Genomic DNA, 14,214 nt, shown 5'->3' with positions numbered 1-14,214 from the left:
CGGTGTGATCGGCGGCAACGGTGATGTTTCGATCCAAGGCGCAAACGTTGTCAATCGCGGCGCGATTACATCCAATACGAATCTGCGGGTATCGGGGCAGTCAGTCGACAACGGTGGTGGCACGCTGCAGGCCGCGCAAAAGGTGGCTGTCGACGCGGGCGCGCGCCTGATCAACAACGGCGGCTCGGTCGTCGGTCGGACCGCCGCACTGACTGGTACGACGCTCGACAACAGCGCCGGCACCGTGCAGGCGGACCAGATGTCGTTGAACGCGACCGACCTCGTGAATCACGGCGGCACGATCACGCAGACCGGCGCCGGCGCGATGAGCGTGAACGTGTCGGGCACGCTGGACAATTCGAATGGCGGAACGCTGCAAACCAACAGTACCGATCTGACGCTGGCGCCGACGACGATCGTCAACGACGGCGGCACGATCACTCACGCCGGCAACGGCACACTGGCGCTCGGAGGTGGTTCGGGATCCGTATCGAATGTGGGCGGTTCGATCGCGAGCAACGGGCGCGTCGTCGCGCAAGCCGGCACGCTGAACAACACGGCGGGCTTGATCAACGCGCAGAACGGATTGACGGCAACGGTCGCGGGTACGCTGAACAATGCGAGCGGCAAGCTGTTGTCGAACACGGACGTCAGTGTCACAAGCGGTACTTTGTCGAACGACGGCGGCCAGATCGGTGCCAGCACGAACGCGACGATCCACACCGGCTCGATGACGAATCAGGGCGGCTCGATCGTCGCACCGAACCTGTCGCTCACCGCCGATTCGACGCTCGACAACAGCGGTGGCAAGCTCGAAGCCAATCAGCTTGCGCTGACGGCCGCAAACCTCGTGAACCACGGCGGTACGATCACGCAGTATGGATCGTCAGCGATGGCGATGAACGTCAGCGGCACGCTCGACAACTCGGCCGGCGGCGTAATCCAGACCAACAGCACGGACCTCACGCTCAAGCCGGCCGAGCTGAACAACGCGGGCGGCACCATTACGCACGCCGGCACGGGCACACTGACGATCGCACCGGGCAACGGATCGAGCGCGCTGAACAACACGTCGGGCACCATCGTGACGAAGGGACAAGCCATCGTCAACGCGGCTTCCTGGAACAACGCGAGCGGTATCCTCGCCGCGCAACGCGGCATCAACGCGACCATCGCAGGCGACGTGAACAACGCGCAGGGCTTGTTGCGATCGGATGCATCGTTGTCGTTGAAGAACGGGGGCGCTCTGTCAAACCGGGGCGGCCACATCCAGGCGGGGCAATCGGTTGCGGGCGACACCAGCACGCTCGACCTTCAATCGGCTTCGATCGACAACGCGGACGGCGCCATCGTCGACCTCGGCGCGGGCCGGATGTCGGTGCAAGGCGGCAGCCAGATCGCGAACAGCCACGCCGGCGGCGTAGCGGGCATGGGTGCGATTACCGGCAACGGCGATGTGACGGTCAGCGCAGCGTCGATCAGCAACACGCAAGGCGGTCAGCTCAGTGGTGCATCGCTGCGTGTTCAAGGCAAAACCCTGGACAATAGCGGCGGCACCATTGGTAACGTCACGAACTCGAACGGCGACGTGAATGTCACGACGACCGGCGCGATCACGAACACGAACGGTCAGATCGGCTCGACGCATGACCTGTCCGTCGCCGCGGCCACGCTGCAAGGCGGCGGTACATACAGCGCGAAGCATGATGCGAACGTGACCCTGCAGGGCGATTACACGGCGGCGGCCGATACGCAGTTCAACGTCGGTCACGATCTCGCCTTCACGTTGCCCGGCACTTTCACGAACAACGCGAACATGCAGGTGGTGAACGACCTGAGGGTGAGCGCGGGCAACATCGTCAACGTGGGTGCCCTGACTGCCGGTGGCCTGCTGCACACGCAATCGACGAACCTGACCAATATGGGCGCGCTCGTGGGCGCCAGCGTGTCGCTCAACGCGACGAACACGATCTCGAATCTCGGGCCGACCGCACTGATCGGTGCATCGGACAGCAACGGCACGCTCGAGATCCTCGCACGTGACATCGAAAACCGCGACGACGCGACTGCAACCGACTCGATGGCGACGACCGCCATCTTCGGGATGGGCAAGGTCGTGCTGGCTGGCGGCAAGGACGCGAACGGCAACTACACGAACGCGGCGCTGGTCAATAACGTGTCTGCGCTGATCCAGTCCCAAGGCGACATGGAACTGCACGCGGACAAGGTCACGAGCACGCGGCGGGTGATGAAGACGTCGACACGCACGATCGATCCCTCGCTGCTCAGCCAGTTCGGCATTCCGATCAGCGGCCGTACGGGCCAGATCGGCGTGAAGGATCCGGACAGCATCGGCGGCGTTTACACCGAGCCGCCTCACGGCGGTCAGTGGAACAGCACGTATCAGTTCACGACCTACTACGCGGACAGCGCGACGGCGACGACCGTGACGGACATCAGCCCGGCCGCGCAGATCGTGTCGGGCGGCAAGATCGATGCGTCGTCGGTCGGCACGCTGCAAAACTACTGGAGCAACATCGCGGCGGTCGGCGACATCAAGATGCCGGCCCGCTACGATGCCGACGGCTGGGCAGCGTCGGGGCAGAAACTGCCGGGTGTGTCGGTTTCCTACTCCGGGCAATATCACTACAACAACTACGACAATTCCGAACACGACTGGCAACTGCCGTTCGGCAACGCGCCATTCGTGACGGGGCGCCCGGGCGGTTACACGCAAGCCGCGCCGGCATCGATCAAGGATTACACGCTGCCCGGCTACTTCTCGACGATAAGTTCGAACGGCACGATTTCCGGCACGGGTGTCAGCGTCAACAACACGGCCGGCAACGCGTCGATTCCGTCACTCGGCTTGCTGCCGGGGCAGTCCGTGCCGGGTCTCACGCCCACCGACCTGAGCGGAAACGCGAGCGGAGTGAAGTCGGGGGCATCGTCGGTGCACGGCGGTCCGCCCGCGCCGGTCGATCCGATCATCGCGAGTGCGAGCGCGCTGAACGTGCTCAACAACCTCACGATTCCGCAGGGCGGGCTGTACCGGCCGACTACCGCGCCGAACGCGAACTACGTGATCGAGACGAACCCGGCGTTCACGAACCAGAAGAATTTCATTTCGAGCGACTACTTCTTCGGCCAGCTCGGCGTCGACCTCACGCATATTCCGAAGCGTCTCGGCGACGGCTTCTACGAACAGCAGCTCGTGCGCAACGAAGTCACGGCGCTGACCGGAAAGCCGGTGCTGGGGCCGTACGCGGACTTGCAGACGATGTATCAATCGCTGATGGCAGCTGGAGCGGATCTGTCGAAGTCGCTCGATTTGCCAATCGGCGCGAGCCTGTCGGTTGATCAGGTGTCGAAGCTGACCAGCAACGTGATCATCATGGAAACGCGCGTGGTCGACGGTCAGGCGGTGCTCGTGCCGGTCGTGTATCTCGCGCAGGCCAGCCAGCAGAATGTCAATGGCCCGCTGATCAGCGCGACGAACATCGATTTCCAGAACGCGCAGTCGTTCACGAACAGCGGCACGATCAAGGCGGACAACACGCTGGCGATTCAGGGCAAGCAGATCGACAACGCGTTCGGTGCGCTGCAAAGCGGCGGGCTGATGTCGCTGAAGACAGAGAACAACATCGATCTGACGTCGGCGAACGTGAAGGCCGGAAGCCTGCAACTGGATGCCGGTAAGGACCTGATTCTCAACACCGCGACGAACACCAGCACGCGCGTGAGCCGCGATGGCGCGACGAGCGTGACGACCACGCTCGGGCCGACTGCGAAGCTGGATGTCGCCGGCGATGCATTGATTGTGACCGGCGGCAACTTCCAGCAAAACGCAGGCACCCTGTCGGTGGGCGGCAACCTCGGGATGAACGTCGGCGGCAACTGGGATCTCGGAGCGGCGCAGACCGGCGAGCACAAGATCGTGCAGCGCGCGAACGGTGTGTCGAACACCGATATCAACAAGGTCACCGGTAGCTCGGTGCAGGTTGGCGGGCAATCGATGATCGGCGTGGGCGGCGACCTGACAGCCAAGGGCGCGCAGATCGAGCTCGGTCAGGGCGGCACGATTGCGGCCAAGGGCAACGTGACCCTCGGCACGGCAAGCACGACGTCGACGGTGAACAGCAACAGTTCGGGTAGCGACAGTCACGGCAGTTACGCGGAGACCCTGCACACCTCCGATCAGGCGCTGACCGGGACGACGCTCACGGGTGGTGACACGGTGAATATCGTGTCGGGTAAGGACATTACGCTCTCCGGCAGCGCGATCAGTCTCGACAAGGGCAACGCGAACCTGCTCGCGGCTGGCGACGTGAATATCGGCGCGGCAACCGAGACGCACGAATTGAATTCACACGAAACGCACAGCCACAGCAATGTCGTGAGCGGCGTGAAGGTCGCGAGCGGGATCGACCAGACGATGACGCTCAATCGCGGCAGTCTGGTGTCGGCGGACGGCGTGAACATTGTCGGCGGCAAGGACGTCAATGTTCAGGGCAGCACCATCGTCGGAACGAATGACGTGACGCTCACGGCAGCGCGCAACGTGACGGTTACGACGTCGCAGGATACGTTGCAGTCCTCGAGCTATTACGACAAGAAGGAGTCCGGGCTGATGTCGGGCGGGGGACTGTCGGTGTCAGTGGGCAGCAGTTCGCTGAAGACGACCAGTCAGACAACCGAGGTGTCGAACAACAGCAGTACGATCGGTTCGCTGAAGGGCAACCTCAGCATCACGGCTGGAAACGACCTGCACGTGACGGGCAGCGACCTGATCGCCGCGAAGAATCTCAGCGGGACAGGCGCGAACGTGACGATTGACGCGGCGCAGGACAAGAACCACCGCGGTGAAACGCAGGAAGTCTCGAAGAGCGGTCTGACGCTGGCACTGAAGGCGCCGGTGATCGACGCGGTGTCGAACGCTGTGGATCAATCTCGTGCGTCCAGCCGTAGCCAGGATGGCCGTGCGGCAGCGCTGCACGGGATGGCTGCGGCAAGCGCTGCGTGGGACGCGAACATGGCCGCGGGCGATCTGGTCAGGGCGCTCGGAGCGGGCGAGACGCCTCAGTTCAAGGTCGAAGTCAGCGTCGGCAGCAGTCACAGCAAGAGCGCGTTCTCCGAAGACAGCGTGACGAATCGCGGCTCGAATGTGAATGCGGGTGGGACGGTGGCGTTCGCGGCGACCGGCAATGGTCAGGCTGGCAGCGGCAATGTGACGATCGCCGGCTCGAACGTGAACGCGAATGATGTGATCCTGGCGGCGAAAAATCAGGTCAATATCATCAATACGACAGATACCGACTCGACGCGCAGCACGAACGAATCGAAGAGCGCGAGCGTGGGCGTGTCGGTCGGCACGGGCGGGTTCGGTGTTTCCGCTGCGATGTCGAAGGCCAACGGCGACGGCAACAGCGATCTGGCCACGCAGAACAACAGCCATGTGAATGCAGCAAACGGCGTGACGATCATCTCGGGCGGCGATACGAACATCATCGGCTCGAACGTGAAGGGTAATCAGGTGAACGCCGATGTGGGCGGGAATCTGAACATCGTCAGCGTGCAGGACACGCTGACGAGCGCGGCGCATCAGTCGAGTGCGGGCGGCGGTTTCAACATCAGCCAGGGCGGCGCCAGCGCGAGCTTCAGCCAGAGCAAGGGCAATGCGTCGGGCAGCTATGCGGGCGTCAATGAACAGGCTGGCATTCAGGCGGGTGATGGCGGCTTCAATATCAACGTCACCGGGAATACCGACCTGAAGGGCGGACTGATCGCGAGTGATGCGGATGCGTCGAAGAATTCGCTGACGACGGGTTCGCTGTCGTTCTCCGACATCCAGAACCAGTCGCACTACGATGCGAGCTCGAGCGGCTTCAGCGCAGGCGCGACGACCGGCGACGGCGGGATGAACTACAGCACGCACGGCAGCACGTCGGGCAAGAATGCGGGGGGCGCCGCGCCCATGCTTGGTCAGAACGACAGCGGCAGTGATAGCGCGACGACGAAGAGTGGTGTCGGCGCGGGAACGGTCACGATCACGGATTCGGCCAACCAGAAGCAGGATGTGGCGAGCTTGAACCGCGATACGACAGACACGAACGGTACGGTGGCGAAACTTCCGGACATGCAGAACCTGTTGGCCAAGCAGTCGGACATGATGGCCGCGGCGAGTGCGGCTGGGGAAGCCGTGTCGCGCCGGATCGGGGACTACGCCGACGAGATGAAACGGCAAGCAGAGAGGAACGGCGACCAGGTCGGCGTCGACGCGTGGAAGGAAGGCGGGGCGAACCGCGCACTGATGCAAGGTGCCGGTGCGGCGCTGGTGACCGGACTGGCGGGCGGCAACGCGGTCGGTGGCGCAGCCGGTGCGGCAATTGCATCAATCGCGTCGGGCAAGCTGAACGAACTCAGCAGGGCGATTGCAGGCAGCGACCCGACCGGGAACGCCAATATGAATCAGGCGCTGGGCAACATTGTGGCGAATGCGCTTGCGACGGGGGCGGGTGCGGCTGTGGGTGGGGAGTCTGGAGCGTTCTCTGGATACAACGTTGATCGGTTCAATCGGCAGTTGCACGATAATGAAAAGAAGGCGATTGCCGAGAAGGCTGGGAAAGACAATGTGGAACAAGAGAAGCTGACGCGCGCGGCGTGCTATGCGGTGAAGTGCTGGGCGGAATACCCGGAGGGAAGCGCAGAGCGGAACAAGAACTTTGTAAGTGAAGTCGAGGTGGCCTCGCTGGGTCCGGAATTGGATTGGGTAAATCGGCAGAAGGAATCGGGTTTGTTCGATTACAAGCCGATGCAGAAGGTTGGCGATGCGTTGAAGAACGATCCGGTTGGGGTTGCGAAGGATACTGCCAAGATCGTGATTGGTGGCGTGACGGTAAAGACGGGAGCGGGTCTTTGTACAAGCGGTCTGGGTTGTGCTCTCGGCGGTGGAGGAATGATCGCTTTTGGATTGGGTGATATGGCAGAAGGTGCGGATGGTCTTTACAATCGTTACAACGGCACTAGCTCTCCTGGTGTGAATCCTTTACGGTATGGGTTTAATGAGGCTTTGCCTGCTGGTTGGGGGAGCGTTGTATATGATGGGTTGAATTTGGCAGTCGCGATTGCGGCTTTGAAAGCGCCAGTCCCGCTCAAGATGGGTAATGCTGATGGTCTGAATCGTCCAGGGTCGATGTTTGGTGTGACCGTGCCGCGTGTCAATAACAACACATTGGTTCCATTCATTAACCAAGCGGCACCATACGGGACGACGCAGGGCATTCTGCTGTTTGGTGTTGGTTCGAAGGGGGCAACGGTTATCAACGATGTTCACCGTGCAGGAGAGCAGAAATGAATTGGCGGCGACTCTATGCGACGGCTCAAATATGGTTCATGGTTTTCCTGGTGTCGGTTTTTAGTACGGGGTGCTATACGGTCGTCGTGATTGGTATCTGTCGAAAACTGATGGGGCTGAGTGATGGCATCTCTGTATTTTCTATAGGTCTTCCATTCTTTATTGTTCTTCTGGTTTTACACATTCGATTGTTGCCGAACCCATTACGCAAGGCTGGGATGTTGAGCGACGATCCATCGAAATTTGGTCCCTGGTTCAAGTCTGAGAGCAAGAGCTGAAGCTAAAGCGACGGGGCCGACGAATGGCCGGGTTTTGACGATTCGAAGGTGTGCGCACTGATGCAAGGTGCCGGCGCGGCACTGCGGACCGGCGAGCGGCAACGCAGTAGGTGGCGCAGCCGGCGCGGTGATTGTATCAATCGCGTCGGGCAAGCTGAACGAACTGAGCAGCGCAATCGCAGGCAGTGATCCGACTGGCAACGCCAATATGAATCAGGCGCTGGGCAACATCGTGGCGAATGCGCTTGCGACGGGGGCGGGCGGTGTCGTGGGCGGTCAAGCGGACGCTTTCTCAGGGTACAACGTCGATCGGTTTAACAGGCAACTGCGATAGTGGCAGCGCCATGATTTCAGATCGCCTCTCTACAAAGCCTCCGCTAGCTAGTCCCGCGATCAATGAGGCTGCAAACAAGTTCAACGACAGTGGTTTTTCTAAATCTATTCAAGATTTCATAAATTCTTCTTGGAACCGCATCAGTAACCAATCGGCAAAAAAATGAAATTTATCGACGATGGCAACCTGACCGGATGGGTGTGTACGACCTTGATTGTGGTGGGTATTGGGATATCGTATGTGACATTCAAATATGCGCCTCCTTCGATTTGGAGTGTTTTTTTAGCGTTACTTGGATTCTTGATTATGGCTATCGGTGGTTTAAGTAGCCGTTCCCGTTTACTGAAAATAAAGCCTTTCGAAAATAGCTACAAGAAGGCACGGGATAGCTACAAAGTAAAGGAGGACGAATCAGATCATCCGAATTAGCCGCTAGTGTGAAAACAGAGCTCGATAGTTGCCGGGCTGGTTGTGTACGTTTCCATCATAGGCTGGAGGTGCTTTGGGCGGTGCTGCGCAAGAGAAGATCGGTGCGTGAACTTTCCGCAGGTCCCACAGAGCTCTGGTTGTTTAACGACATTCCATATCAATTACCGACATGGAACCGTGCGGGCTGAATGGCAGTGTTTGTAGTGCTGTTTAGTTTGTTCGCGGGCACTGTGACGTGGTTCGTCGAAAAAAAGAGATCGGGACGCTAGTATGAAAATGGATTGCGCGAGTTGCATGTAATTATGTGTTATCGAATTAAATAATGGGGTCGAATTTATGCGGAAATTTAAGATATTTGTTGCGTTGAATGCTTTTATTTTGATTGCTGCGTGTTCATCTTTTCCGGACACCCGGATGGAGTGGATGAAGAGAAAATATTCCGAGGTAAATACGGTGCTTTCTGGTACCGCGGAAGGTGATTTGCAGCGTCTTTATGGAACATATAAGGTGGTAGGGAAGTCGTCGAAAGCCAACCCCAATATTTCAATATTGAAATTGGTGCGTAGTGACCAAGGAAATCCTGTGCTGAGATTTTTTGATAAAAATGAAAAGGAATTTGAATTTTGGAGTGCGCCGCAAGAGTGTCGTGGATTACGGGCCAAGGATGGAGAATTTTCGTCGTTAACGTGCGGGAATCTGGAAACTCTGAAGGGGGTGGGGCAATTTACTCTTTCAAAAGAGTCAAAATTTGGTTTGAATGAAATTTATCCAAAAAATATTGAAATTACAGAAAAATCATATCACTACTCCTCATATGAAGGATACGGCAGACCTATCATCGATTTTTCGTTGCTGAGAGTTGAATAGATGATCGGTTTAACCGGTGGCTGCATCCGGAAGAAAAGACGCTCGCGAAGCAGCTGGTGGGTGGTTGTGGCATTTAGGCGATTTCGATAAAAAATCGCAGTTCGCGATTGAACGTATAGAAAAATATGAGAGCTAGTCGTCGGAGTAATTCTGCAGCGGTACTGCTGTTTATCGCGACCAGTGTGTCGGCACAAGAGGCTCCGCGCCCGATCATTCCGGGCAACGACCAGCAAACCCGACAGCAGGAAGAAGCACGAGAGCGGGAACGAGCAGTCTCCGCGCCCGGGGTGCGCTCGGAAGTGGTGGCGAATGCAGAATATCCGACGCTGCCATCGGAAACGCCGTGCTTTCGGATTGAGCGTTTCACCCTTGGCGTACCCGATGCGCTGCCCGCTTCCCTGAAATCGCAAGGCGCATCGGCATTACCCATGGATCGCTTCGCCTTCGCGCGCGAATGGCTCGACCATTCCTCGGGCGCGTGCGTCGGCAAGCAAGGCATTGACGTGTTGGTCAAGGGTCTGTCGCAAGCAATCCTGGCGCGCGGATATGTCACGACGCGGGTGCTGCTGCCCGAACAGGACCTGTCGACCGGCACTCTCAAGTTTTCGCTGATCCCCGGCGTGATCCGCCACGTGCGTTTCGCCGACGAGAAGCTCCGAGGCACGTGGAAAACCGCCTTCCCGACGCGCGACGGCGAACTGCTGAACTTGCGCGACCTCGAGCAGGGCCTCGAACAGATGAAGCGCGTGACGAGCCAGGACGTCTCGATGCAAATCGTCCCAGCCGACGTACCCGGCGAAAGCGACGTGGTACTCGACGTGAAGCGCAGCAAACCGTGGACAGTCGTCGCCTCGATCGACAACTCGGGCACGCGCGCGACCGGCCGCCTGCAGGGCAATCTGTCGCTCGGCATCGATAACCCGCTCGGCCTGAACGACATCTTCAACATCGGCGTGAGCCAGGATCTCGAATTAGGCGACAAGCGGCTCGGCTCGCATGGCTGGAACGGCTTCTACTCGATCCCGTGGGGCTACTGGACCGCGACGCTCTCCGCGTACACGAACACGTACTACCAACAGATCGCCGGCGTGAACCAGACGTTCATCGCGAGTGGCAATTCGAAGACGGTCGATTTCAAGCTGAACCGCGTGCTGTCGCGCAGCCAGAACGACGTGTTCGGCGCGCAGTTTCGCCTGTCGCGCCGGTTCGGGCAAAGCTTCATCGAAGACACGGAAATTCCGCAGCAGCGCCGTAACAACACGTTCGTCGAGTTCGGCCTGACCGATCGCCATTACTTCGGCAACGCGCAATTCGACGGCACGCTCGCGTACCGGCAGGGCATCGGCGCATTCGGCGCGCAGGACGACATTCTGGCGGCAGATGGCGGTCCGACCTACCGCTACAAAATGGCCGTGCTCGACGCAAATCTGTCGGTGCCGTTCGTAATCGCCCAGCAGCCGTTCCGCTACGTGACGACGTTCCACGGCCAGTACACGGGCAACACGCTGTACTACATCGACGACATGACGATCGGCAGCCGTTACACCGTGCGCGGATTCGACGGGGAGACGATGCTGGCTGCCTCCCGTGGTTTCTACTGGCGTAACGAACTGCAGGCGCCGATCGGTCAGACCGGGCAGGCGGTGTATGCGGGCATCGACTACGGCCGCGTGTGGGGCCCGCAGCCGGTCACACTCGTAGGCACGCAACTGGCAGGCGCGGTGATCGGCGTGAAGGGCAGCGTCGCGACGCGGTTGGGCGCCTACGGTTACGACCTGTTTGCCGGCACGCCGATCTACAAGCCGTCCGGGTTTCCTACGGCACGCGTGACGGTTGGCTTTCAGGTTACCGCACAGTTCTGATGAAGCAAGCGCAATCCGGTACTCGACCCGCCGTCGTCTGAGACGACGGCGGCGAGGATCGAGAACTGACGGCTTTTCCGACCGCATGGAACATGGCGCTCTTGTCGGAGAGCCACGAACGGCGACCCTGCTATCCAGACTGCGGCGGCGAAGCCCGAAACCGCCGCCTCACACCCCAATCCCGTAAACATCCCGCGCTGCCGCCCGAATCGCCTCCGCCATCACCTCGACGGCCGGCGAATGCAGCCGATCCGTGCGCGTGATGATCCCGAAATCGTCCATCCGGCAGTCCATCTCCAGCGGCAGCACCGTGACCATCCCGTGTCGCGCGTAGTACCGCGCGACGTCCTCCGCGAGCACCGCGATCATGTCGCTCTGCTCGATCAACTGCGTGATGAACAGCAGCGCGGCCGTCTCGACGACGTTCGCCGGCGGCGCGAGGCTCGCGCGCTGGAACACGAGCTCGAAGCGATGGCGCAGTACGCTGCCGGCCGGCGGCATTACCCACGCGGCGCGCTGCACGTCGGCCAGCGACAGCGGCGCCTGCGCGAGCAGCGGGTGGCCGGGCCGCACGACCGCGGCGACCGGCTCGCCGGTCAGCGGCTCGTAGCGCAGGTGCAGCTTGTCGTGTTCGGCGGACAGTCGGCCGAGCACGATGTCGAGCCGGTCCTGCGCGAGATGTTCGAGCAGCGCGTTGCTGGTGTCGATCGCGACCGACACGCGCACGTTCGCATGCGTCCCCTTTACGGCGGCCACGGCCGGCGGCACGAGCCGCAGCCCCGGCGACGTGATCGCACCCACCGCCACATGGCCAAGATGGCCGGCCTTCAGCGCGGCCAGTTCCTCGCGCGCCTGGTCGAGGCTGCCGAGCGCCGCGCGCGCGTGGCGAATCAGCGCGTCGCCATAGAGTGTCGGCCGCATCCCGCGCGGCAGGCGCTCGAACAGCACCGCGCCGATCGATTCCTCGAGCTCGCGCAGCAGCTTCGACGCGGCCGGCTGCGTCATGCTCAGCGCGGCCGCCGCGCGATGAATGCTGCCTTCGTCGGCGAGCGCGACGACCAGCAGAAGCTGGCGGGTCTTCAGGCGGTTGCGGTTTCCCCACGGGCTGGCTTCGGTCATCGTACGGGTTTATATCGATATCGGAATCGATATCGTAATCGCCTAAAACGTCATTAGCGAGTTATCAAAATTCTGCCCATACTGCGCCGGTATCCCGTCACCACAGGACTGACGATGTCGGCAACAAAACCCAGGCTGCGCTCCACCCAATGGTTCGGCACCAATGACAAGAACGGCTTCATGTACCGAAGCTGGATGAAGAACCAGGGCATCCCCGATCACGAGTTCGACGGTCGCCCGATCATAGGCATCTGCAACACGTGGTCCGAGCTGACGCCGTGCAATGCGCACTTCCGCAAGCTCGCAGAGCACGTGAAGCGCGGAATCTCCGAGGCGGGCGGGTTCCCGGTCGAGTTCCCGGTGTTCTCGAACGGCGAATCGAACCTGCGGCCGTCGGCGATGCTCACGCGCAATCTTGCCTCGATGGACGTCGAGGAAGCGATCCGCGGCAACCCGATCGACGCGGTCGTGCTGCTCGCCGGCTGCGACAAGACGACCCCCGCGCTGCTGATGGGCGCGGCGAGCTGCGACGTGCCGGCGATCGTGGTGTCGGGCGGCCCGATGCTGAACGGCAAGCTCGAAGGCAAGAACATCGGCTCGGGCACGGCCGTGTGGCAGCTGCACGAAGCGCTGAAGGCGGGCGAGATCGACGTGCACCACTTCCTGTCGGCCGAAGCCGGCATGTCGCGTTCGGCCGGCACCTGCAACACGATGGGCACCGCGTCGACGATGGCGTGCATGGCCGAGGCGCTCGGCGTCGCGCTGCCGCACAACGCGGCGATTCCGGCCGTCGATTCGCGCCGCTACGTGCTCGCGCACATGTCGGGCATCCGCATCGTCGAGATGGCGCTCGAAGGGCTCGTGCTGTCGAAGGTCCTGACGCGCGCGGCGTTCGAGAACGCGATCCGCACGAATGCGGCGATCGGCGGCTCGACCAATGCGGTGATCCATCTGAAGGCGATCGCGGGCCGCATCGGCGTGCCGCTCGAACTCGAGGACTGGATGCGCATCGGCCGCGACACGCCGACGATCGTCGACCTGATGCCGTCCGGGCGCTTCCTGATGGAAGAGTTCTACTACGCGGGCGGGCTGCCGGCCGTGCTGCGCCGGCTCGGCGAAGGCGGGCTGCTGCCGCACCCGGACGCACTGACGGTGAACGGCAAGTCGCTGTGGGACAACGTGCGCGAAGCGCCGAACTACGACGAAGAAGTGATTCGCCCGCTCGACAGGCCGCTGATCGCGGACGGCGGGATCCGCATCCTGCGCGGCAATCTCGCGCCGCGCGGCGCGGTGCTGAAGCCGTCCGCCGCGAGCCCCGAGCTGCTGAAGCATCGCGGCCGCGCGGTGGTGTTCGAGAACCTCGAGCATTACAAGGCGACGATCAACGACGAAGCGCTCGACGTGGACGCGAGCTCGGTGATGGTGCTGAAGAACTGCGGGCCGCGCGGCTATCCGGGCATGGCCGAGGTCGGCAACATGGGGCTGCCGCCGAAGCTGCTGCGCCAGGGCGTGAAGGACATGGTGCGGATCTCCGATGCACGGATGAGCGGCACCGCATACGGCACGGTCGTGCTGCACGTCGCGCCGGAAGCGGCCGCGGGCGGCCCGCTGGCCGCGGTGCGCAACGGCGACTGGATCGAACTCGACTGCGAGGCCGGCACGCTGCATCTGGATATTCCCGATGAAGAGCTGCAGCGCCGCCTGTCGGACGTCGATCCGACCGCCGCGCCGGGCGTGGCCGGCCAGCTCGGCAAGGGCGGCTACGCGCGGCTGTATATCGATCACGTGCTGCAGGCGGATGAGGGGTGCGACCTCGACTTCCTGGTCGGCACGCGCGGCGCGGACGTGCCGAGCCATTCGCATTGAGCGGCTGGCCGGCCGGCTGGCTGGCAGGCGTTGCGCGGGCAGCGATCCGCGCAACGCGAACGAAGTGGTGATGTGAAACCGTGAACGCTTGAGGGCCTCCCTTCG

Annotated in this window: 6 protein-coding genes; 5 read left to right on the top strand and 1 reads right to left on the bottom strand. The window is 61.5% G+C overall.

Features of this window, described 5'->3' with window-relative positions:
• The 4 genes from C7H84_RS29690 to C7H84_RS29680 form a co-directional block, all read left to right on the top strand.
• A partial coding sequence (locus tag C7H84_RS29690; protein WP_121862144.1) for a hemagglutinin repeat-containing protein occupies nt 1-7,354 on the top strand: 7,354 nt, incomplete at its 5' end.
• A gap of 774 nt (nt 7,355-8,128) precedes the next feature.
• Nucleotides 8,129-8,395, top strand: a complete 267-nt coding sequence (locus tag C7H84_RS29685; protein ID WP_121862130.1) for a hypothetical protein — start codon at nt 8,129-8,131, stop codon at nt 8,393-8,395.
• Between the two features lie 414 nt (nt 8,396-8,809).
• Entirely contained in the window at nt 8,810-9,262 is a 453-nt protein-coding gene (locus tag C7H84_RS36615; RefSeq protein WP_162999405.1) for a hypothetical protein, read from the top strand.
• A gap of 125 nt (nt 9,263-9,387) precedes the next feature.
• Nucleotides 9,388-11,124, top strand: coding sequence for a ShlB/FhaC/HecB family hemolysin secretion/activation protein (locus tag C7H84_RS29680; protein WP_121862129.1), 1,737 nt, complete (start codon nt 9,388-9,390; stop codon nt 11,122-11,124).
• Nucleotides 11,125-11,292: 168 nt separating this feature from the next.
• On the opposite strand, the gene C7H84_RS29675 is transcribed toward C7H84_RS29680, so the two are convergent.
• Nucleotides 11,293-12,243, bottom strand: coding sequence for a LysR family transcriptional regulator (locus C7H84_RS29675; protein ID WP_121862128.1), 951 nt, complete (start codon nt 12,241-12,243; stop codon nt 11,293-11,295).
• Between the two features lie 114 nt (nt 12,244-12,357).
• Here C7H84_RS29675 and C7H84_RS29670 point away from each other — a divergent pair, with 114 nt between their 5' ends.
• Entirely contained in the window at nt 12,358-14,109 is a 1,752-nt protein-coding gene (locus tag C7H84_RS29670; protein WP_121862127.1) for an IlvD/Edd family dehydratase, read from the top strand.
• The last annotated feature ends 105 nt before the right edge of the window (nt 14,110-14,214 follow it).

The organism is Burkholderia sp. Nafp2/4-1b (assembly GCF_003635165.1).
Taxonomy (GTDB): Bacteria; Pseudomonadota; Gammaproteobacteria; order Burkholderiales; family Burkholderiaceae; genus Burkholderia.
Note: the sequence above shows the minus strand (reverse complement) of the source record. Positions and strands in the feature narration are given on the sequence as shown.

Excerpts from the sequence above, each read along its gene's own strand:
- C7H84_RS29675 (WP_121862128.1), bottom strand. The coding sequence starts at position 12,243 with ATGACCGAAGCCAGCCCGTGGGGAAACCGCAACCGCCTGAAGACCCGC.
- C7H84_RS29670 (WP_121862127.1), top strand. The coding sequence starts at position 12,358 with ATGTCGGCAACAAAACCCAGGCTGCGCTCCACCCAATGGTTCGGCACC.
- C7H84_RS29680 (WP_121862129.1), top strand. The coding sequence starts at position 9,388 with ATGAGAGCTAGTCGTCGGAGTAATTCTGCAGCGGTACTGCTGTTTATC.
- C7H84_RS29685 (WP_121862130.1), top strand. The coding sequence starts at position 8,129 with ATGAAATTTATCGACGATGGCAACCTGACCGGATGGGTGTGTACGACC.
- C7H84_RS36615 (WP_162999405.1), top strand. The coding sequence starts at position 8,810 with ATGGAGTGGATGAAGAGAAAATATTCCGAGGTAAATACGGTGCTTTCT.